The organism is Flavobacterium sp. 245 (assembly GCF_004362055.1).
Taxonomy (GTDB): Bacteria; Bacteroidota; Bacteroidia; order Flavobacteriales; family Flavobacteriaceae; genus Flavobacterium.
This window is the reverse complement of sequence record NZ_SNXB01000002.1, coordinates 549,612-569,965: the sequence shown is the minus strand read 5'-3', so window position 1 is coordinate 569,965 and position 20,354 is coordinate 549,612. Positions and strand designations below refer to the sequence as shown.

Genomic DNA, 20,354 nt, shown 5'->3' with positions numbered 1-20,354 from the left:
TATATTTTGTAACTATCTCCAAACTATTTTTCATGAGAAATTCTTTTCTTAAAAATGCTTTTTTGTTTTTTATTTTTATCATTTCAGGTCTGGCTTTCGCCCAAAGCAAATCAGATCGAGAATTGATTCTGATTGATAAAGACTGGCATTTTTCATTCGGACATTCATATGATACTGAAAAAGATTTTGGGCATGCAACAGGATATTTTTCTTATTTGGCAAAAACAGGTTTTGGAGATGGACCGGCAGCAAAAGATTTTGATGACCGCGCGTGGCGAAAACTTGATTTGCCTCACGATTGGGCAGTTGAACAGGATTTTAGCGAAAAAGGAAGTTTTAGCCACGGATTTAAAACAGCGGGAAAAGGTTTTCCAGACAAAAGTATTGGCTGGTACCGAAAAAAAATCACTATTCCGGAAACCGATAAAGGGAAAATTGTCAGCTTAAAATTTGACGGTGTTTTTAGAAATTCAAAAGTATTTTTTAACGGCTATTATCTCGGAACTGAAGAAAGCGGTTACAACGGTTTTGAATATGACGTTACGGCTTATGTAAATTATGGCGGAGAAAATACAATTGTCGTTCGTGCAGATGCTTCAATGGAGGAAGGCTGGTTTTATGAAGGTGCGGGGATTTACAGGCATGTTTATTTGCAGAAAACAAATCCTATCCATGTTAAGGCAAACGGAACTTACGTAACATCAAAAATAAAAAACAATGATGCAGAAGTTACTGCAGAAGTTACAATTGAAAATAAAGGAAATTATAAAGGTTCGGTTGAAATAGTTCAGACGATTTTTGATGCCTCGGGAAAGCAAATCGCAAGTGTTTCAGAAAATGGAAATGCTCCGGAATTTTATAAAACCAATGTTTATACGTCTAAATTAAATGTTGATAATCCGCTTTTGTGGGATATTGATTTTCCAAATTTATACAGTTTAGAAACTGAAATTAAGCAAAACGGAAAAGTAATTGATAGTTATATTACTTCTTTCGGAATCAGAACGATTAAGTTTGATCCCGAAAAAGGTTTTTTCTTGAATGGAAAAGCCTTAAAATTAAAAGGAACTAATAATCATCAAGATCACGCCGGAATTGGAGCAGCATTGCCCGACGAAATTCAGTATTACCGAATTAAAAAACTTAAAGAAATGGGGTCGAATGCTTATCGTTGTTCGCATCATCCGCCAACTCCAGAGCTTCTGGATGCATGCGATAAACTCGGAATACTAGTAATTGATGAAACCCGTTTGATGGGAATAAACGATTATCATTTGAATGATTTGGAACGAATGATAAAACGAGACCGCAATCATCCAAGTGTCTTTTGCTGGTCTGTTGGAAATGAAGAATGGAATATTGAAGGCAACATTGTGGGCGAACGCATTACAAACGTGATGCAGGATTTTGCAAAAAGTATCGATTCTACAAGGTCGGTTACTGTTGGAATCAGTAGTGGTTTCAGAAGCGGGATTTCGAGTGTAGTTGAAATTATGGGCTACAATTATCTTGGAAATGGTGATATTGATGCACACAGAAATGAGTTCAAAAACCAACCCGGAATGGGAACGGAGGAAGGTTCAACTTTTGCAACTCGTGGCATTTATTTTACAGATGATGCCAAGCATTATCAAAGTGCATACGATAAAAAACCACGTCCAACTTTTTACAGTATTGAAGAAGGCTGGAAATTTTACGCCGAAAGACCTTATCTGGCAGGAATGTTTATCTGGACAGGTTTTGATTATCGCGGAGAACCAACGCCTTATGGCTGGCCGTCGGTAACTTCGTATTTTGGAATGATGGATGTTTGTGGTTTTCCCAAAGATAATGTGTATTATTTGAAATCTTGGTGGGGAAAGAAACCTGTTTTACATATTTTGCCACATTGGAATTGGAGCGGAATGGAAGGCAAAGAAATTGAGGTCTGGGTGTATTCGAATTGTGATGAAGTGGAGCTTTTTTTAAATAAAAAGAGTCTCGGAAAAAAGAAAATGGAGCTAAATAGCCATTTAGAATGGAAAGTAAATTATATACCGGGAACTCTGGAAGCAATTGGATATAAAAATGGAAAAAAAGTATTGACTGAAACTCAGAAAACAACTGGAAAAGCGGAAAATATTAAACTTTCTGTTGATAGAGAAAATCTTCCAAATTCGAAAGTTACAGTTGTTACTGTTGAAGTTACAGATAAAAAAGGTTTGCATGTCCCGACTTCAAACGACGAAATTTCATTTTCAATAAAAGGCGGGAAAATTTTAGGTGTAGGAAACGGAAATCCGACTTCGTTAGAAAAAGATCAATTTATTGATGATGTTTCATTAGTAGTAATAGCCGATTTAGAAGAACAAAAAGGAACTTCAGTTAATTTGCCTCAGGAATTGCAAAATTATCCTGAAAACGATTGGAAAACAGCCTTTAAAGGCAGTGATTATAAAAATCAGGCGCCCTCTTATATTTATAAAGGAGAATTTGATTTAAAGAATAATTCGGCATCAAAAATCGTAAGTTTCTTTTACAAAAAAATTGGAGGAGAAACTGTAGTTTTTATCAACGGAAATAAAGTGAATGCAAATGCTAATGATTCGCAAAAATACATTTTGGACGCTACTATTTTAAAAGAAGGAAAAAACACAATTCATATTGTTGCAACACCATTGCAAAAAATAAAAGACTGGGATGTGATGAACACAGATCCTGGAATTATTCAAATAATAACGCCTGCCGAATCGTGGAAAAGAAAGCTTTTTAATGGCTACGTTCAAATTATAATTCAAAAAGAGGATAATGCCAAAGAAGTTATTTTAACCGCTTCCGCGAAAGGACTACGATCTGCAAGTTTGAAGAATTAAAAATTTAACCGCAAAGCACGCAAAGCACGCAAAGAAAATAAAACTTTGCGTCCTAGCGACTTTGCGAGATTATTTCGTCCAGGTAAAAAAGACTTGCGATCCTTGCGTAAATCTTTGCGTGCTTTGCGGTTAGATCTGAAACCTGAAACCTGAAACCTGAAACCTGAAACAAAATAAACTAAAATAATATTATTTGATTTTCATAACTTTGCAAAATGAATAATCAGACAGAAACTCAGAATTGCGATTTTACTTCAGACTTAAAACTGAAAGGTTTTAAAGTATATCAGATAAACGGAGACCAAAGCAAAATTCCCGTTTACAGCCGTAGAGATTTTTATAAAATCTGCATCAATACCAGTAAAAGCATTATACAATATGCTGACCGCGGCATAGAAACTGACGGAACAATTCTGTTTTTTGGTAATCCAATTATTCCTTATTCATGGGAAACGGTTTCTGAAGGATATGAAGGTTATGCCTGTGTTTTTACCGAAGAATTTCTGAAAGCAAAAGACCGTTCGGAAACACTTCATGAATCGCCTTTGTTTAAAATAGGAGGAACCCCAATTTTTACTTTAAATCCTGGACAAAAGCTGTTTATAGATTCGCTTTTTCAAAAAATGATTGAAGAATATGAAACCGATTATGCTTTTAAGGATGATTTGATGCGCAATTATATCAATTTAATTTTGCATGAATCCATGAAGATGCAGCCTTCTGAAAACTTCTTTAAGCCTAAAAATGCTTCTTCAAGAATTACCTCTTTGTTTTTAGAATTATTAGAACGTCAATTCCCGATTGAAACAAAAAATCAGCCGCTTTTATTAAAAACACCACAAGATTATGCGCAAAGTCTTGCTGTACATGTGAATCATTTAAACCGCTCGGTTAAAGAAGTCACAGGAAAACCAACGACTTCACATATTACTGAAAGAGTTATCAGCGAAGCAAAGGCACTTTTACAGCATACAGACTGGAGTATTTCAGACATTGGTTATTCACTTGGATTTGAATATCCGAGTTATTTCAATAATTATTTTAAAAGACTTACAGGAACGGTTCCAAAATCGTTGCGAATGTAAAATTGTTTCATTTTCATAATTTTTTGTTTGAATATTGTTATTTACGGAACGTATTCCTGAGCTAATTTTGCCTTGAAATTACAACGCTGAAATAATTTATCAGTTTTGGACAAACTAAATTACTACTTCATAAAGCGGCTTCTAGCTTTCTAAAATTTAGTTTATAATTCTGATAATGAATTAGATAAGTGATTTTGAATAAAGTCAATCTCAAAAAAATAAGTAAATTTATGTCAACAAATTATTCAACAGTTATTGAAGAAGGAAAAGTCCCGAATACATTTATGACAGGTGACGTTTCTTATAAAAAACAAACGAGCAATATTCATCCTGAAAATACTGTAATTAAAGAAGTTACGTTTGAACCTTGCGCAAGAAGCAACTGGCATATTAATGCAAGTCTGCATATGCTTATTGCGAAAGACGGAGTTGGTTATTATCAGGAAAGAGGAAACGCAGTTAGAATGCTTCAGAAAGATGAAGTAGTGACGATTTTACCAGGAGTAGAACATTGGTACGGAGCGACTCCATTTGACCAGTTCTCTTATATTGCTATTATCACAGAAGTCGATAAAGGCCACGGAATCTGGCTTGACAAAGTGACTGATGGAGAGTATTTTTTACTAAGTTTCTAAGATACTAAGATGCTAAGATGCTGAGTTTTTTGAAACCTGAAACCTGAAACCTGAAACTTGAAACCTGAAACCTGAAACAAAAAAAACAAATAAAAATTATGGAAACAAAAAACATAAAAGCCTTTGGTACAGAAGCGGCCGAAGCACCATTAAAAACATTAGATATTCAACGAAGAGCTGTTCAGGCGCATGATGTAGAAATCGAAATTTTGTACTGCGGAATTTGCCATTCTGATTTGCATTCAGCTAGAAATGAATGGCATGGCACAATGTATCCTATTGTTCCAGGACATGAGATTGTGGGAAGAGTTGTGAAAATTGGAGATCACGTAAAAAACTTTAAAGTAGGACAATTAGCAGGAGTAGGCTGTATGGTTGATTCTTGTAGAGAATGCGAGCATTGCAAAAATGATTTGGAACAATATTGTGATGAAGGAAATATTTTGACATTCAATTCTGCTGATAAACATTTAGGCGGACATACGTTTGGAGGTTATTCTCAAAGTATTGTTGTAGATGAAAATTATGTATTGCATATTTCAGATAAATTAGATCTTGCCGGAGTTGCGCCATTGCTTTGTGCTGGAATTACAACGTATTCACCGCTAAAACACTGGAAAGTTGGTCCTGGGCAAAAAGTAGGAATCGTTGGTATTGGAGGTTTAGGCCATATGGGAATCAAATTAGCAAAAGCTATGGGCGCTCATGTTGTCGTTTTCACAACATCTGTATCTAAATTCGATGCAGCAAAAAGCTTAGGAGCTGATGAAGTTGTTTTGTCTACCGATCCTGAACAAATGGCCAAACATGCAAAAAGCCTGAACTTTATTTTGGATTGCGTTTCAGCTGAACACAATATTGATTCCTATTTGAATTTACTAAAAGTTGACGGAACTTTGACCTTAGTTGGAGCACCAATGGAACCACTTCCGGTAACATCTTTCAGCCTTTTATTAGGAAGAAGAAGTTTCGCTGGTTCAGCTATTGGAGGAATTGCAGAAACTCAGGAAATGCTTGATTTCTGTGCCGAACATAATATTACCGCTGACATTGAATTAATTGGCATTAATGAAATAAATGATGCCTACGAAAGATTACTAAAAGGAGATATTAAATATCGTTTTGTAATTGATATGGCTTCTTTGAAGTAAGACACTTTCTAAGATTCTAAGTTGCTAGGGTTCTAAGATGCTAAGATACTAAGGTTCTGAGATACTAAGGTTCTGAGATACTAAGATACTAAGCCTCTAAAATGCTAAGAGAAACTTAGAGCCTTAGTATCTTAGCATCTTAGCAACTTTTAAAAAAAAAAGAAAAACCCTCAAGCAATTCAACTCTTGAGGGTTTTGTAAAATAAATGAAGACTTAAAGACTGAGGTTCTTTCTATTTAAAAGAAACCTTTGAACCTTTGCTACTTTAAGCCTTTGCATCTATTAAAAAATAAATAATAACCAATTAAATTTATTTTACTTTTTGTCTAAATTTTGTTTCAGCAATTTGGCATGTTCCAAGTGCGCTGTTAAACCCGAAATATTATTTGAAGCCCAAAGTTTTACATCATTATCAGTAGCGTCTTCAGTTGCTTTTTGAAGTTTTTTAATTGCTTTTTCGTGGCCATCGATCATCATATCGGCGAATTTTTTGTCAAAGTCAAGACCTGTTTTTTCGTTTAGTTTGTTGTATTCGTCACGACCTTCTTCAGTAAGAGAAGTAGGCAATGTAAAGTTTTTAGCTTTTGCTAAGGCACTAACTTCTGAAGCCGATTTAGTATGCTCATCAACAAGCATTTTACCAAATTTTTTCACTTCAGGATTGGTGCTTTTTTGTTGTGCCAATTTTCCAATTTCGATTTCAGCCAAATTGATTTCAGCCTGATCAACCAAAAATTCAGAATCATCTTCTTTGCTGTCGATAGAATCAAATTTTGCTTCGTTAGCATCTTCTGCAACCTCTTTTGGATCTTCTTGTTTTGTTTCGTTTTTACAAGACTGAAGGAATATAATAATAAGTCCCGCTCCTAAAATTACTTTACCGGCTAATAGTATCTTTTTCATGATTTTAATTGTTTGAAAGTTATGATGTAAAATTATTCAGGAAGCAGGAGGAATCTATTACAGGATTTTTGGAGATTGTTATATGATTTGGATATGATGCTGTTATTGTAAGTTATTTTGTAATAGAAATAGTTTTATATTAGCTAATAATTTTCATCTAAAAGCAATTTTTGCTCAAATTATATTTATAAGAATGTCAAAACTATTTAAATTATTTTTTCTGTTGATTGTCTTTTTTTTAGGGAGTTGTAAAAGAGAGATTAGTGACATAGAATTCGAAAAAAATGTAATGACAGAGATTTTCCCAGATTTGATTGATTCTATTTGTATTGATGATAGAACAGTTCCTACTCCGCCTCCAATTTATGGGGAAATTATTTATGATAAAGAAGGCAATTATGTAAGTACTGATTCAACAAAAGGAACTGAAAAGCAAAAACAAGAAATACTAGAATGGAAGCGCAATTGGGATTCCATTGATAAAGCAATTGAAAAAGATACATCAAAATTAATTGTAGCATTCGACCCAAAAATAAAGGAAAGCAGTAAGGATTTAAAAGAATATTTGGAAGAGCATTTTAAAGGCGCTAAAATCTTTAATCCAAAAACAAAAGGAGATTCTACTTATACCATAGATTATAAAAATATCCCGCTTAAAGGTAAGTTTGAGTTAAGAAACATGTCGGAGTTTCCAAAAGATAGATATGAATTTTGGAGAAAAAAATATGATTTTATTTTTGCAGGCGCAATTTATTTTACAAGAATTCAATTTGATAAAGAGCGAAAATATGGCGTTTTAGATGGCGGTTTTTCTTGTGGAAGACATTGCGGAATTGGTGTAAGGATTTATATCAAAAAGGTAAATGATAAATGGATGATTGATCAAATTGATAATACTTCGGTGTCATGATAGTACTTAAAAAAATTATAGGTTTGTTTTTGCTTATTATTGCAGGGCTTCTGTTATTTGTATCGTATGGAACTTTGTTCACAGCAATTAAAAATTTTATAAAAGCGTCGACGAATCAGGATTTCTGGTATTTAATAATTTTTGCAGTGATAGTTTTTTCTTACTATAGGAACAATTTATATGATAAGATTTGGTTTGAAGTTATTAAAACCGAAAGCTTTGCCTGAAGATTCTATCGAGGAAATCGGAAAGATTTAATTGAAATATTTACTAAATGAAACAAAAAATTACTTTACTATTTCTTCTTGCAACAACTTTTCTTTCTGCCCAAATAAGCTACACTGGATTTATTGATAAATATCCCGTAGAATTGGTATCCTATATTTATTCTGATGGAGTAGGTACGGCGGTTTATGCTTATTCTAATTTTGATACTCCAATTGTTTTAAGCGCTAAACTTACCGGAAAGACTTTGGTTTTTACCGAAACAGACAAAACAAATAAGGAAACTGCAAAATTGACTTTTCAGAATTATAATGAAAAAAGCAAGCAGTTAAACGGAATATGGAAAGATTTAAATTCAGGAAAAGAACTCAAAATTACTTTGTCGAAGGAATTTGATATCGATTATGGCGATAATATTCAGTGGAAAGATAGGGAAATTCTCCAGCCAGAATCCTTTAAAGACAAATATTTTAAATTGATTGTCTCTAAAGAAAAAGGGAATTTTTATGCAAAAGTATCTGGTATAAAAATCCTAGAAAAAAAGACAGATAAATTGATTCAGAAAATAGCTGTAGAATGTCAGCTTTGGGGTGTGAATAACATAAGTATCGACGATTATAATTTTGACGGAATTCCTGATTTCTCTGTTTTTGAAAGCAGTTATGCCGGACCCAATACATCTAGTTTATATTTTCTTTATAATCCAAAAACAGGAAAATATTTTGAGAGCAGTTTCAGCGGAACTTCTTTAGAATTTGATTCAGTAACCAAAACGATTCATGAGCACAATCAATGTTGTGCCGGTAGCAGGCACATGAACGCCGAATATCAAGTGGTGAATAATAAAATGGTTTTAATAAAGAAAACTTGTCTGGTATATGATGAAAAAACCGAGGATTTTGTGGAAAGCAAATGCGATTAAATCAAAAGGATTAAATTTTTAGAATAAGAATTAAGATTTTTTAGAAAGGTTATGATTTAAAAATGAGGTTTCCCGTAAAATAAATCTATTTTTAATCGCAATATTTGTTTCAAATAATAAGGTGCATTATTTTGGTGCATATATTTAGTGAAGAAAAACCAAAAACCTCGTAATAGATGAAAACAACCTCAAAAAACAAGTCATTCACATCAACTCTTCGTGTTTTATTTCTATGTGCTTTTATTTTCTGCGGAGCATTATCAAATGTCACAGCACAAAAATTGACCTATAATCCAAAGAAAACAGATAACGGATTAATTTTCGGGTCATTTACTTTTCCAAAAGAAAAGGCAAGGTTTAATGGGTATTATATGCTTATAAGTTATAAATCTACTGATCCTAAATTGGTTAGAAAATATTCAAAAGAAGTACATTTTATTCCTGCGCAGATTACAAGAATGCGACACAAAGGAGACTTAGATGGCGGGTTGACGTATCTTTTTGCTGTTGAAAAACCGGAAGGAGAATATGTTATTACAAATATTAGACTTTTTTCAAATAGCGGTTTTCAAATTCTTCAAAAAACTAGTAATATAAATGGCTTTTCAATTCCTTTTAATGTAAATAAAGGAGAAATTAAATATATAGGAAACATAGTATTTAATGAATATGCCGAAAACGGTGAACCTTTTGTAAGTTATCAGAATAATTTTGAAAAAGACCTTGCCGGGATAAGAATAGAAGAACCATATGTTTTTTGGGATGCAGCAAAAAATGATGATTCAATAAAACTTTCTTTTGACAAAGCATTGTAATTATTGAAACTAATAATGTATGAATGGAGCTAATTAGCTAAAAAAATGAAAAAACTTTTCCTAGTAATATTATTTCTTTTGAATCTTAGTGTTTCTGCGCAAGCATATTTTCCAAGTTTTTCAATCTTGTTCTTAAACGATCCAGATGAATCTCTTTTTAGTCCGGAGCTTAATTATTTTAGAGAAGAATTAAAAATAGCTAGTAAGACCCTTTATGTAGGAGATGTACAAACATCTACCAGTAAGTCAGGTGGTTTTTATGCCTTTAAAGTTGTCCCAACTGCTGTACGGGAGTATAATTTTTTAAATTCGGGTGTGTTTTTAAGATTCAACGTCAATTTAAGAGAGAAATCTGCTTCATTTCCGGTTACTTTTGAGGAGTTTATGGATAAAGATAATTTAGAAGGAAACGGCAGAATTGAGATTGGCGCGCAAGGACTTTCTTTGGGTTTTGATCAAAAAATAATTAAAGTATTCAAACCTGCATCTGTCAAAAATAAAGCCGACTTTACAATTACCAAAATTGAATATAAAATCAACAAGACAAATCTGGAAATTGAATTTAAAGGCAGCTTTGCCACCGACATAGTTCTAAAAGGAAAGAAAATTAAAAAAGATCAAATTTCCCTTTTGATACTAAATGTATATAAGACAGGGTTTGATATTTCCTATGAAACTCAGATAAAAAAGGAAAAACTATTTACTTTTAAAAAGCTTAAATAATGTCCTTTTAAAATTGCAAAAATCCCAATTCCAAGAATTGGGATTTTTTTTGCCTTCCACTTTCCACTTTCCACTTTCCACTTTCCACTTTCCGACTTTCCACTTTATGACTTTCGACTATATCTAACTCAAATTATGAAAGTTATAACTAAAATTGTATAACTGAAAAATCTTTCTTTTTTGGGAACTTTGATATACCATACATCTTAAATCATTAACCTAAAATTAAAAGTCATGCCAGATCCAAGAATTAAAAACGAAAAGCAGTATCAGGCTCTAGTAGAAAAAGGATACAGTAAAGAAAAGTCGGCTCGTATTGCCAATACGCCAGATGCAGGAGAAAAAGGTGGTAAAGCAAAGCCATATGAAGAATGGACAAAAGACGAATTGCTTAAACAAGCAATAAAAGTTGGAATAAAAGGACGTTCGTATATGAATAAAAAAGCATTAGTTAATTCTTTACGAAACAATTAAAACCGGAAATCATGCCCGCAAAAATCGCTCAGCAAAAGCTTATGAATCAATTAATCAAGTCACCGCATTTGGTACTTGAAAAATTGGATTTGGTTTATGTAAGCAATCAAAAACTGCCAATTGAAAGATGCGAAGGTGAAGATGGCTTTGTTTATAAAAAAAACGGCAGATGCATCAAACAAAAAAGCGAATTAAAACGCTTTAGCAGTTTGGTTTTGCCACCTGCTTGGGTAAACGTTCATATTTCCGATCTATCAAACGGACACTTGCAGGCAGTTGGTTTAGACGTTAAAAACAGAAAACAATATCGTTATCATCCAAAATGGAATCAAATAAGAAACCAGACGAAGTTTTATAAAATAGCCGAATTTGGTCAAAAACTTCCTGCTATCCGTAAACAAGTTGATCGTGATTTAGAACAAAAAGAATGGTCTAAAAATAAAGTTATTGCACTTGTGATTCGGTTAATGGAAGAAACGCATATCAGAATCGGAAATGAGAAATATGCCAAAGACAATAAATCATATGGACTTTCGACTTTGCGCAAACGACACATCAACATCAATAAGAATTCCCTCCGATTTGAATTCATCGGAAAAAAAGGAAAACAGCATACTATTACAACTCGAAATAAACAGCTTGTAAAACTGGTAAGCCGATGCGAGGAAATTCCGGGATGGGAAGTTTTTAAATATTATGATAAAAACGGCGAACGAAAAGTTTTAGACAGTCATATGGTCAATGAATATCTTCATGAAATTTCAGGAGAATATTTCAGTGCCAAAGATTTCAGAACTTGGGCCGCTTCGATAATATTTTTTGAAAATTTAATGGAAATCGGGATAACATCTGACGAAAAAGAAATTAAAAGAAATATTGTCACCGCATACGACGCGACAGCCGAGGCGCTCGGAAATACAAGAAATGTATGCAAAAATTATTACGTTCATCCGCTATTGGTTTCGACTTATGAAGACGGATCAATTCAGCCTTATTTTGACAAAGTAAAAAAGAGCCGAAGCACAAAAAAATACTTTTCACGCTCTGAAGCTGCATTTGCAGAATTGATTGAAAATTATCAAGTCAATTTATTGTAAATCGCCTTTTATAGAGCTAGAAATAAAATGTTTAGAGTTAATGCATCTCCTTTAAAAGCATGAAATTTGAGTAACAAACAAAATCGTTATTAACTAAAAATCAATTATTATGTTACGTTGGACAGTCATATTTATTATTTTGGCAATAGTTGCCGGAATATTTGGTTTTGGTGGCATTGCCGCTGGAGCAGCTAGTATAGCAAAAGTTTTATTTTTTATATTCCTGGTGTTATTCATCATTTCGCTTATTAGTGGCCGAAGAAGTGTTTAAACCAAGAATCTCAGTACATAAATTCGAATAAAAACGACACAATTATATCTTGGTATTTTGTGTCGTTTATCTTTTAAAAAAATAGCAACTATGGGAACAAAAAGTGGCGCTTATCAAGATGTCTATGTAAAAAGAGAAGACGAAATGGTAAGCTTAAAAAATGATGTCACAGATTTTTGCGAAAAGTATTTAAAACCTGTACATCCTCAAAACTGGGACTGGTCGATTCGTGATTTTGAAAATCCTAAAAACGACCCTACAACGGCCGAAGCACGAGCCATTGCAAATGTGGTTTACAAAGATTTGCTGGACAGCAAAAATACAGAAGTAGATCTTTCGACCATGAACAATGTCGAAGCTATTAAAGCGTATTTAAATCCGAAAAGCAAACATGCCGAATTTAATATGGAAGAATTTGCTTTTGCTTTAAAAGTGGAGTTGGAGCATGGAAAAATTAAAGATGTAAATGTAACCAACAATCATCCGTTTTTAACAGCGATGATTGCGCTTGCACATATGACAGAAAGTTTGACCTATTATAAACGCTTAAAAGTGATGGAAGCCGAAGGTGAAATTTATGAAATCATGCGTAAAATTGAAAACTCGTCAACAGGCAAAGAAGCCTGGTACAAAGAATTAGGAAAAGCAGAACAAGAATTGAGCGAGGCGAGGGAAGGTTTAACAGAACGTCTGCAAAAAATGGATGATATTCCGACGCTTGAAAAAATTGGCGATTAACATTGAAATCAAGCTCTAATTTACCACATAAAAAACATAAAAAAACCGTTAAGAATTTCTAATCTTAACGGTTTTACTTTTGTAAAAATTCAAATTTTACCTTCTTAAATCATCGTCTGAGTACGCGTCATCATCTTCTTGAACATCGTCCTCAACATAAGTATCAGCATCATCGTTATCATCATCTTCGTCGTTAAAATCGTCGTCATCTTCATCTAAATCTTCTAAATCATCCTCTGTTTCATTAAAGTCATTTTCAAAAGTGTCGGCGGGATTATCAAATTCATCGTTTTCTTCTTCTTCTTCGTTAAGATCTTCGTCAAGATCTTCTTCTTCTTCTTCGTCAAGATCTTCATCTATGTAATCGTCGTCATTTTCTAACTCAATTTCATAGACATCATCGTTATTGTCTTCTAAATCGCGATCGGTATGAAAATCATCATCAAGATCGTCTAAATCATCGTCGCTATAATCCATAACGTTTTCATCAGGATTTGGCTTATCAGGATTATGTCCGTTTCTTACCGTATAACCGCGATCTGCAATTCCTTCGATACTGTTATCCGTTTCTTTTAGATCGTTTAAATCATAGAGTTCTTCATTCATCACCATATTTCTATTGGTGGCGTTAGGGTTTCTGTTAAGAATGCTGTTGTTTTTATTTATAGTATTCATGACATTAGTTTTTATAATTTCTATAAAACAAATCTAATTCTAAATGCAAGAGAATTCTTTATAGAATTGTTTCGTGTAATTGTATAATTATCAGATGTGTAGAATAGAATTTAATTGCAGAATGCTATAACCCTGCTGGAATTTCTAATGGTAATTTTATCCTCTATTAATCATAAAAAGAAATTACCATGAAAACTACGAATAACAAAAATGAAACTACAGCCAAGCAAGAAGTAAAGAGAGGTGTTACAAAACCAAAATCAAATGCTGCAGCCGGCCTGAACGAATTATTTGAAGATGGCTTGAAGGATATATACTGGGCAGAGAAAGCTTTGACAAAAGCACTTCCGGTAATGTCTAGAAACGCAACATCTGAAGAATTGATTACAGCTATTAATAACCATTTGGTTGAAACAGAAGAACATGTAACGCGTTTGGAGAAAGTTTTTGAACTGATTGGAAAAAAAGCAACGGCTAAAAAATGCGATGCAATGGAAGGTTTGATTGAAGAAGGAAAAGGAATTCTTGAAGAAACTGAAATTGGCGTGGTGAGAGATGCCGGAATTATTGCGGCAAGTCAGAAAATTGAGCATTACGAAATTGCGACTTACGGAACTTTGAGACAATTTGCTGAAACCTTGGGTATGGAAGAAGCAGCTTCATTATTAGAATTGACGCTTGATGAAGAAAAAGGAGCCGATAAATTATTGACAGAAGTGGCTGTAAACGCCGTGAATCTTGAAGCTGCTGAAGCAGAGTAAGATTAAAAATTAGGATAAAAAGTGCAGTGTAACAACTGCATTTTTTTTTAAGAAATTTTAAAAGAAAAATTATGCCCGAAGGTCCATCCATATTAATTTTAAAAGAAGAAGTACAGCAGTTTGCCGGTCAGACAATAATGGAAGTTTCAGGAAACAGCAGTATTGATATACACCGTTTAAAAGCCAAAAAAATAGTAGCCTTCAAGACTTGGGGAAAACATTTTTTAATTTGCTTTGAAGACTTTACTGTAAAAATTCACATGCTGATGTTTGGTACTTATCGAGTTAATGAGCAAAAGGAAACCAAACCGCGACTGCATTTACAGTTTGCTACGGGCGAAATTAATTTTTATACCTGTTCAATCAAAATATTGGAAGGCGATGTAAATCAATATTATGATTGGAGCGAAGATGTGCTGAACGAAAACTGGAACCCGAAGAAAGCAAAACAAAGTCTGGATAAGATTCCTGATGAAATGATCTGTGATGCAATTTTAGACCAAAACATATTTTCGGGAGTAGGGAATATCATTAAAAATGAAGTTTTGTACCGATGTTTCATTCATCCTGAATCATTGGTTGGAAAAATTCCGTCTGAAAAAATCACTGAGATTATTTCTGAATGCTCCCTCTACAGTTTTGAATTTTTGTATTGGAAGAAAAAGTTTGAATTGAAGAAACATTGGCTGTCTTATACAAAAAATAGTTGCCTTCGCTGTAATTTACCGATGATCAGAAAATATACAGGAAAAAAGAAACGCCGAAGTTTTTTTTGCACCAATTGTCAACAGCTGCACATATGAAAACGGATATCTCAATAGGATGCTCGAGTTATAATAACCGATTTTGGAAAGGTGTTTTTTATCCTGAAAACCTGCCTACTTCAAAGTGGTTTGATTATTATTGCGAGCGTTTTAATACGTACGAATTTAATGGAAGCTTTTATAAATTCCCAACATTAAGAATCTTTGGAAATTGGTACAATAAAACACCAGATCATTTTATATTTTCAGTAAAAGCGCCCAAGGAAATTACGCATATCAAAAAGTTTATAAGTTGCGAAGCTTTATTAAATGACTTTTATAATTGCTGTAAAGATGGGTTGAAAGAAAAGTTAGGATGTGTTCTCTTTCAATTTCCGCCGAGCTATTCGTTTACAACTGAAAGACTTATAAATATTGTTCAAAACCTAGATTTAAGTTTCAAAAATGTAATTGAATTTCGTCATGAAAGCTGGTGGAATCAGGAAGTTTGGGATGCATTTAGGCAAAACAATATTACCTTTTGTAGTGTCAGTTATCCAAGGCTCCCACAAACTATTTTTACAGATTTTCCTCTTGTTTATATTCGTTTGCATGGTGTTCCAAAGCTGTTTTATTCCAGTTATTCTTCAGATGAATTATTAGATATTACAACTAAAATTGCATCTAAATCTGGATTTGTGTATTTTAATAATACTGCTAGCGAGGCAGGGATTTTGAATGCTTTGGAGATGAAGAGGTTGATTTAACCGCAAAGTTCGCAAAGGTTTATGCAGAGCACGCAAGAGAATGAATCTTAGCGAACTTTGCGTAAACCTTTGCGAACTTTGTGGTTAATGGTTAGACTAAAACTTATTGAAGCTGTAAATTCCCTTCAATACCGTCATCCATCGTTTTACCGGTTACAAGGGCGGCAGTCATTTTAGCAATTGCAACCATTTTACCGTGTTTATTATTCCAGTAATAACCGTCTTCAGGAACCACTTTTATAACGCTTAAATTTGGATCGTCAATACCGCCCGGCATCCAGACTTTTACAATAGGGTCGTATAAATCTTCAATAATATCTCTTTTGTATAAAATCGTTGCTTTTCCGTGCAGTGTCAGGAATTTATCGTGTGGTTCAGAAAAGAATATTTCTACAATAGGATTCATTGTAATCTCGGCATTTTGACTGCTGTTTCGGTCAGATAAAAACCAGAGATTGCCTAAATCATCGATTTTTTGAACAGACATTGGCCTTGACTGCAAACGATCGCTGTTGTAAGTACAAAACATGCAGGTTTTAATATTTTCTGCCAATTCTTTTATTTTGTTTACCGCTAATTCTTCGGTAAGGTTTTTATGATCTCCCATGACTTTTAATTTAAATGATTAATTGTATAAATCTTTGATTTTGTTTTGCTTAAAATCTATTGAACAAAGTTGGTGTTTTTAGAACGGAAAGATTTATAGAATTATACTTATAAATTATCAGATTTCAAGCTGGCGTTTTTGTCAGAATATTTTAGCATATTATTGTGCGTGAAATTATTTTTTTTATCTTTACAAAAACAGTTTAACCCATTCTACATGAACGATTTGTTAATTTTCTATACTGATGATGACGAAGACGATTTAAGCATATTTGCTGATGCAGTCGATTCATTATCAAAAGATATAGTGCTGCAAACTTATTCAGGTGGAGAAAAGCTATTAAATGCAATAGCGCACTCGCCTCCAAAGCCAGATGTTATTTTTTTAGACTTAAATATGCCTGGAAAAAATGGTTTTGATGTTTTGACAGAACTCAAAGGATCCGATGAAAATAATGATATTCCAATTATCATTTTTTCAACTTCAAATGAGCCAAGTATCATTGAAAAAAGCCTCGCCTTAGGAGCGAATTATTTTATTACAAAACCAGTTTTGATGAAAGATATCATAAAATCTATTGAGCATTCCCTGACCATAAATTGGAAGGAATTTGTTCCAGATCATAAAACTTTCGTTTACAAACTGTAATCTCAGCAGCTTACAAAAAAAAAAAAAGAAGTACCAGATTCATTTTAATAAATGAATCTGGTATTTTTTTATAATTCAGGGAGGAAAATTTTAAAAGTTGCTCCTTGGCCTTTTTTACTGCTCGCTTTAATAATTCCCTTATGGTTTTCGACAATTTTTTTTACGATCGCCAGTCCAATTCCAGTTCCTAAAAATTCACTATCTGTATTCAAACGCTGAAAAACCTCAAAAATACGCTCTTTATAAGCATCATCAAAGCCAATTCCGTTGTCTGAAATTCTTAGGCAAAAATAAATTTTGTTTGGATAATCAACCTTAAATTTTAATTTATTGCCAAGAACCCTTCGGGCTTTTATCTGAATATGAGGCGGAACATCTTTGTGGGAAAATTTCAATGCATTTCCAATTAAATTATGAAGCAGCTGCCTGAATTGAAAAGGCATTACTGTTCCTTCACCAAGAGGATGAAGTTCTATAAGAGCATTTTTTTCTTCAATACGATCAGAAAAATCCATTAGGACTTCTTCTGCAATTTCGTCTAAATTGGTTTTTACAAAAGTTCTGTCGGCCGAATTAGTTCTAGAATACGTAAGCAAATCTTGTATAAGCGCCTGCATTCTTTTGGCCGAAAATTCAATACGTTCTAAATAAGCTTTGGCTTTCGCCGAAATATTCTGTTCGTCCAGATCGGTTAGGCGACTGGCAAAAGTCTGGATTTTTCTTAAAGGTTCCTGCAAATCGTGGCTTGAGATGTAAGCAAAAGACTGAAGTTCAATGTTCATGTTTATCAAATCTTTGTTTTTGCTTTCCAGTTCCTCTGTGCGCTGTAAAACTTGCTTTTCTAGTAAAGTGGTAGAATCTTTTTGATCTTGAATATCTGTACTTGTACCTACCCACATTTGGATTTTGCCATCAGCATCTTTTTGCGGAATCGCGTGACTTGCATACCATCTGTATTTTCCATCATGACGCAAAAATCGGTGTTCAAATAAAAAATCAGTACCCGTTTTTATTGATTCCATCCATCGATTAATATTTTCTTCACGGTCGTCAGGATGAATGATCTGAAGCCATCCGTTTTGATTAATATTAATTTTTGAAAGGCCAGAAAAATTATAAAGCGACTGATTGAAATAGTTCATATTTCCCATAGCATCACTGGTCCAGACAAACTGCTGAATCGAGTCGGCGAGGAGCCTGAATTTTTCTTGGCTTTTCATTAAAACTTCCTGGCTGTTTTTCTCGTCAGTAACATCCATTACAATTCCGAGCATTTTCACAGGATTTTTTAAGTCGTCAAAAAACATTTTTCCATGCACTCTTATCCATGCAATAGAATCATCTGGTTTCAGGATTCGGGCTTCGTATTTGTAAATAGTCGTTTTCAGTGCTTTTGCAAATGCCTTTTCGATTACTGGGAGGTCCTCCTGAAAAATCTGACTTAATATCTGGGCACGAGTCACTTTTTTGTTTTTTTCTAGACCAAAGAGAGTCAGCAAATTATTAGAATAGATCAATTCCTGTGTAGGAACATTTAAATCCCAAGTTACGACTTCGGCAATTTCCGAAGCTAAGCGCACTCTTTCTTCTGCATCTTCCACTTTTTTTCGGGTTTCGACTTTGTCTGTAACATTATTTACATTGACCATTACTGCCGAAATATCTCCATTTGGTTCAAAAAGCGGCGTATATTGATAATCAAGATAAAATTTTTCGAGTTTTCCTTTAATGTTAATATAAGCAACTGACTCGCTTTCACGAATCGTCTTTCCATTATTCAAAACTTCATCTAAAAGTTTTGGATATTTTTGATTTAGTAATTCCGGAAAAACTTCCAAGATTGGCTTACCAATAGTTTCGCTTTCTGTTTTCTGCCAAATATCATTAAGCATCGTCGTATTGGCCAATTCTATAATATAATCCTTTCCCTTAAAAATCGTCATCGCGATTGGCGACTGCATCACCAGATTTCTAAAAGCTTTTTCTTGTTCGGCCAAGAGATATTTAGAACGTACAGATTCGGTTACTTCATAACCCACAACTATAACGCCAGTTACTTCGTTATTTTCTTCTCTTAAAGGATGAAAAACGATATTAAAATAGCATTCTTCTTTTCGCCCATATCGATTGATGGTGACTGGCAATTCATCAGTAAAAAACGGAATTCCTTCTTCATAAACTTTAGAAATCAGAGGATAAACAGCATCTTTAGTTTCAGGCACCGATTCGAAAACAGGTTTATTTAGTGTTTCTTCCTCCGTTTTGTCTACAATTTGATAATACGTATCATTTGCTAATTCGACAATATGATCAGGACCTTTAAGAATTGCAATTCCTAACGGAACCTGCTGTACAATGTTTTTAAAACGCTTTTCACTTTCTTCGATTGCTTGGCGCGACATAACCTGAAGCGTTACATCATTTGCAATGGCAACAATTCCCGAAATTGTTCCGTCTGGTTCATACAACGCTTCATAAACAACATTGATATAAGTATTTACGATTTTGCCGTTTCTAGTTAATTTTACCGGAAGTTCATTTGCGGTAAAGCGCTCGCCAGTCATATATACTTTCAATAAAATATCTTCAAGACCCTGTCCTGTTACTTCAGGCAATGCTTCAAAAATGGGCTTATTTAAAACTTCATGCTCTTTGCGTTCCCAAATTTCCAGCATTAATCGGTTTGCAATTTCAACGACAAAATCTTTTCCTCTAAAAATACACATAGCATTTGGTGTCTGCAGTATATTATTGCGGTAGCGTTCGTTGCTTTCTTCGAGTCTTTTTCTAATGTTTACTTTATCTGTGGTTTCTGTACATACAACTAGAACACCAGAGATTTTTTCGTTATCATCAGTAACAGGACTATAGCTAAAAGTCCAGTAAACATCTTCTAAATTTCCGTTTCTGCAAATTGGCACTAATTGGTCTTCGTGCCAAGTAGGCTCGCCATTTGTAAGAACCTGATCAATTAAGGGACCAATAAAATCCCAAATTTCCGGCCAGTATTCAGCGCCTTTTTGTCCTAGAATATCAGGGTGTTTTCCTTCGTTTCCAAGACTTGGACGGTAAGCATCATTGTAAAAGCAAATATGTTCTTCTCCCCAAAATAAAAACATAGGAAACCTAGAATGTAAAAGAATACCTAAAGTAGTGCGAAGACTTTGAGGCCAAGTTTCAACCGGCCCAACAGGGGTTTTGCTCCAATCTTTGGCACGTGTAAGGGCACCCATTTCACCCCCATTTGAAAGAAAATTGTAATGTGTATTGTTCATTAAAATTTGTTTTTGCACTTAATTGAAAAAATAAATTTCTCTAATAAATATAGCGTTTTGTATTGTATACTGTCTT

Annotated in this window: 20 protein-coding genes; 16 read left to right on the top strand and 4 right to left on the bottom strand. The window is 33.8% G+C overall.

The features are described 5' to 3' along the window. Nucleotides 1-32 precede the first annotated feature (32 nt). The 4 genes from galA (at nt 33) to EV145_RS05735 (ending at nt 5,723) form a co-directional block, all read left to right on the top strand. Entirely contained in the window at nt 33-2,852 is a 2,820-nt protein-coding gene (gene galA / locus EV145_RS05750) for a beta-galactosidase GalA (protein ID WP_133524261.1), read from the top strand. A gap of 215 nt (nt 2,853-3,067) precedes the next feature. Next, a complete protein-coding gene (locus tag EV145_RS05745) occupies nt 3,068-3,937 on the top strand; it encodes a helix-turn-helix domain-containing protein (protein WP_133524260.1) in 870 nt (289 codons plus the stop codon). A gap of 230 nt (nt 3,938-4,167) precedes the next feature. Further along, nucleotides 4,168-4,572 carry a cupin domain-containing protein gene (locus EV145_RS05740; RefSeq protein WP_133524259.1) on the top strand — a complete coding sequence of 135 codons (405 nt, stop codon included), beginning with the start codon at nt 4,168-4,170 and terminating at the stop codon, nt 4,570-4,572. A 98-nt stretch (nt 4,573-4,670) separates the two neighbouring features. Then, the gene (locus EV145_RS05735) at nt 4,671-5,723 is read left to right on the top strand and encodes an NAD(P)-dependent alcohol dehydrogenase (RefSeq protein WP_133524258.1); all 1,053 of its coding nucleotides are present in this window, start codon (nt 4,671-4,673) and stop codon (nt 5,721-5,723) included. A gap of 316 nt (nt 5,724-6,039) precedes the next feature. Here EV145_RS05735 and EV145_RS05730 read toward each other — a convergent pair whose 3' ends face one another. Next, on the bottom strand, nt 6,040-6,627 hold the full coding sequence (locus tag EV145_RS05730) for a DUF4142 domain-containing protein (protein WP_133524257.1): 588 nt from the start codon (nt 6,625-6,627) through the stop codon (nt 6,040-6,042). 289 nt (nt 6,628-6,916) lie between these two features. Between EV145_RS05730 and EV145_RS05725 the strand changes: the two genes are divergently transcribed. The 8 genes from EV145_RS05725 to EV145_RS05690 all read left to right on the top strand — a co-directional run bounded on the left by EV145_RS05725 (nt 6,917) and on the right by EV145_RS05690 (nt 12,802). After that, complete coding sequence (locus EV145_RS05725; RefSeq protein WP_133524256.1) at nt 6,917-7,537, top strand: hypothetical protein; 621 nt, start codon at nt 6,917-6,919, stop codon at nt 7,535-7,537. A gap of 274 nt (nt 7,538-7,811) precedes the next feature. Further along, nucleotides 7,812-8,684, top strand: a complete 873-nt coding sequence (locus EV145_RS05720; protein ID WP_133524255.1) for an XAC2610-related protein — start codon at nt 7,812-7,814, stop codon at nt 8,682-8,684. A 176-nt stretch (nt 8,685-8,860) separates the two neighbouring features. Continuing rightward, nucleotides 8,861-9,499: a hypothetical protein gene (locus EV145_RS05715; RefSeq protein WP_133524254.1), complete on the top strand. Its 639-nt coding sequence runs from the start codon at nt 8,861-8,863 to the stop codon at nt 9,497-9,499. A 45-nt stretch (nt 9,500-9,544) separates the two neighbouring features. Then, a complete protein-coding gene (locus EV145_RS05710; protein WP_133524253.1) occupies nt 9,545-10,222 on the top strand; it encodes a hypothetical protein in 678 nt (225 codons plus the stop codon). Nucleotides 10,223-10,456: 234 nt separating this feature from the next. Further along, entirely contained in the window at nt 10,457-10,696 is a 240-nt protein-coding gene (locus tag EV145_RS05705; RefSeq protein WP_133524252.1) for a Rho termination factor, read from the top strand. An 11-nt stretch (nt 10,697-10,707) separates the two neighbouring features. Further along, nucleotides 10,708-11,793: a DNA topoisomerase IB gene (locus EV145_RS05700; RefSeq protein WP_317128109.1), complete on the top strand. Its 1,086-nt coding sequence runs from the start codon at nt 10,708-10,710 to the stop codon at nt 11,791-11,793. A 109-nt stretch (nt 11,794-11,902) separates the two neighbouring features. Next, complete coding sequence (locus EV145_RS05695; RefSeq protein WP_084157389.1) at nt 11,903-12,064, top strand: DUF1328 domain-containing protein; 162 nt, start codon at nt 11,903-11,905, stop codon at nt 12,062-12,064. Nucleotides 12,065-12,154: 90 nt separating this feature from the next. After that, nucleotides 12,155-12,802, top strand: a complete 648-nt coding sequence (locus EV145_RS05690; protein ID WP_133524250.1) for a DUF5661 family protein — start codon at nt 12,155-12,157, stop codon at nt 12,800-12,802. 96 nt (nt 12,803-12,898) lie between these two features. Here the strand turns inward: EV145_RS05690 and EV145_RS05685 are convergent, their stop codons facing one another. Beyond that, complete coding sequence (locus EV145_RS05685; protein WP_133524249.1) at nt 12,899-13,477, bottom strand: hypothetical protein; 579 nt, start codon at nt 13,475-13,477, stop codon at nt 12,899-12,901. A gap of 188 nt (nt 13,478-13,665) precedes the next feature. On the opposite strand from EV145_RS05685, the gene EV145_RS05680 reads away from it, so the two are divergent. The 3 genes from EV145_RS05680 to EV145_RS05670 all read left to right on the top strand — a co-directional run bounded on the left by EV145_RS05680 (nt 13,666) and on the right by EV145_RS05670 (nt 15,748). Then, nucleotides 13,666-14,238, top strand: a complete 573-nt coding sequence (locus tag EV145_RS05680; RefSeq protein WP_133524248.1) for a ferritin-like domain-containing protein — start codon at nt 13,666-13,668, stop codon at nt 14,236-14,238. A 71-nt stretch (nt 14,239-14,309) separates the two neighbouring features. Beyond that, nucleotides 14,310-15,041, top strand: a complete 732-nt coding sequence (locus EV145_RS05675) for a DNA-formamidopyrimidine glycosylase family protein (protein ID WP_133524247.1) — start codon at nt 14,310-14,312, stop codon at nt 15,039-15,041. Beyond that, complete coding sequence (locus EV145_RS05670) at nt 15,038-15,748, top strand: DUF72 domain-containing protein (RefSeq protein WP_133524246.1); 711 nt, start codon at nt 15,038-15,040, stop codon at nt 15,746-15,748. Before EV145_RS05675 ends, EV145_RS05670 begins: the two co-directional genes overlap by 4 nt. A gap of 103 nt (nt 15,749-15,851) precedes the next feature. Here the strand turns inward: EV145_RS05670 and EV145_RS05665 are convergent, their stop codons facing one another. Continuing rightward, nucleotides 15,852-16,355 carry a pyridoxamine 5'-phosphate oxidase family protein gene (locus EV145_RS05665; RefSeq protein ID WP_133524245.1) on the bottom strand — a complete coding sequence of 168 codons (504 nt, stop codon included), beginning with the start codon at nt 16,353-16,355 and terminating at the stop codon, nt 15,852-15,854. A gap of 216 nt (nt 16,356-16,571) precedes the next feature. On the opposite strand from EV145_RS05665, the gene EV145_RS05660 reads away from it, so the two are divergent. Further along, the gene (locus tag EV145_RS05660; RefSeq protein WP_133524244.1) at nt 16,572-17,003 is read left to right on the top strand and encodes a response regulator; all 432 of its coding nucleotides are present in this window, start codon (nt 16,572-16,574) and stop codon (nt 17,001-17,003) included. A 68-nt stretch (nt 17,004-17,071) separates the two neighbouring features. On the opposite strand, the gene EV145_RS05655 is transcribed toward EV145_RS05660, so the two are convergent. Next, a complete protein-coding gene (locus EV145_RS05655) occupies nt 17,072-20,278 on the bottom strand; it encodes a PAS domain-containing protein (protein WP_133524243.1) in 3,207 nt (1,068 codons plus the stop codon). Nucleotides 20,279-20,354: the final 76 nt, after the last annotated feature.

Coding starts and splice junctions, on each gene's coding strand:
- EV145_RS05665 (WP_133524245.1), bottom strand. CDS start 16,355: ATGGGAGATCATAAAAACCTTACCGAAGAATTAGCGGTAAACAAAATA.
- EV145_RS05695 (WP_084157389.1), top strand. CDS start 11,903: ATGTTACGTTGGACAGTCATATTTATTATTTTGGCAATAGTTGCCGGA.
- galA (WP_133524261.1), top strand. CDS start 33: ATGAGAAATTCTTTTCTTAAAAATGCTTTTTTGTTTTTTATTTTTATC.
- EV145_RS05655 (WP_133524243.1), bottom strand. CDS start 20,278: ATGAACAATACACATTACAATTTTCTTTCAAATGGGGGTGAAATGGGT.
- EV145_RS05740 (WP_133524259.1), top strand. CDS start 4,168: ATGTCAACAAATTATTCAACAGTTATTGAAGAAGGAAAAGTCCCGAAT.
- EV145_RS05660 (WP_133524244.1), top strand. CDS start 16,572: ATGAACGATTTGTTAATTTTCTATACTGATGATGACGAAGACGATTTA.
- EV145_RS05745 (WP_133524260.1), top strand. CDS start 3,068: ATGAATAATCAGACAGAAACTCAGAATTGCGATTTTACTTCAGACTTA.
- EV145_RS05680 (WP_133524248.1), top strand. CDS start 13,666: ATGAAAACTACGAATAACAAAAATGAAACTACAGCCAAGCAAGAAGTA.
- EV145_RS05670 (WP_133524246.1), top strand. CDS start 15,038: ATGAAAACGGATATCTCAATAGGATGCTCGAGTTATAATAACCGATTT.
- EV145_RS05690 (WP_133524250.1), top strand. CDS start 12,155: ATGGGAACAAAAAGTGGCGCTTATCAAGATGTCTATGTAAAAAGAGAA.
- EV145_RS05715 (WP_133524254.1), top strand. CDS start 8,861: ATGAAAACAACCTCAAAAAACAAGTCATTCACATCAACTCTTCGTGTT.
- EV145_RS05675 (WP_133524247.1), top strand. CDS start 14,310: ATGCCCGAAGGTCCATCCATATTAATTTTAAAAGAAGAAGTACAGCAG.
- EV145_RS05730 (WP_133524257.1), bottom strand. CDS start 6,627: ATGAAAAAGATACTATTAGCCGGTAAAGTAATTTTAGGAGCGGGACTT.
- EV145_RS05700 (WP_317128109.1), top strand. CDS start 10,708: ATGCCCGCAAAAATCGCTCAGCAAAAGCTTATGAATCAATTAATCAAG.
- EV145_RS05705 (WP_133524252.1), top strand. CDS start 10,457: ATGCCAGATCCAAGAATTAAAAACGAAAAGCAGTATCAGGCTCTAGTA.
- EV145_RS05735 (WP_133524258.1), top strand. CDS start 4,671: ATGGAAACAAAAAACATAAAAGCCTTTGGTACAGAAGCGGCCGAAGCA.
- EV145_RS05710 (WP_133524253.1), top strand. CDS start 9,545: ATGAAAAAACTTTTCCTAGTAATATTATTTCTTTTGAATCTTAGTGTT.
- EV145_RS05725 (WP_133524256.1), top strand. CDS start 6,917: ATGACAGAGATTTTCCCAGATTTGATTGATTCTATTTGTATTGATGAT.
- EV145_RS05720 (WP_133524255.1), top strand. CDS start 7,812: ATGAAACAAAAAATTACTTTACTATTTCTTCTTGCAACAACTTTTCTT.
- EV145_RS05685 (WP_133524249.1), bottom strand. CDS start 13,477: ATGAATACTATAAATAAAAACAACAGCATTCTTAACAGAAACCCTAAC.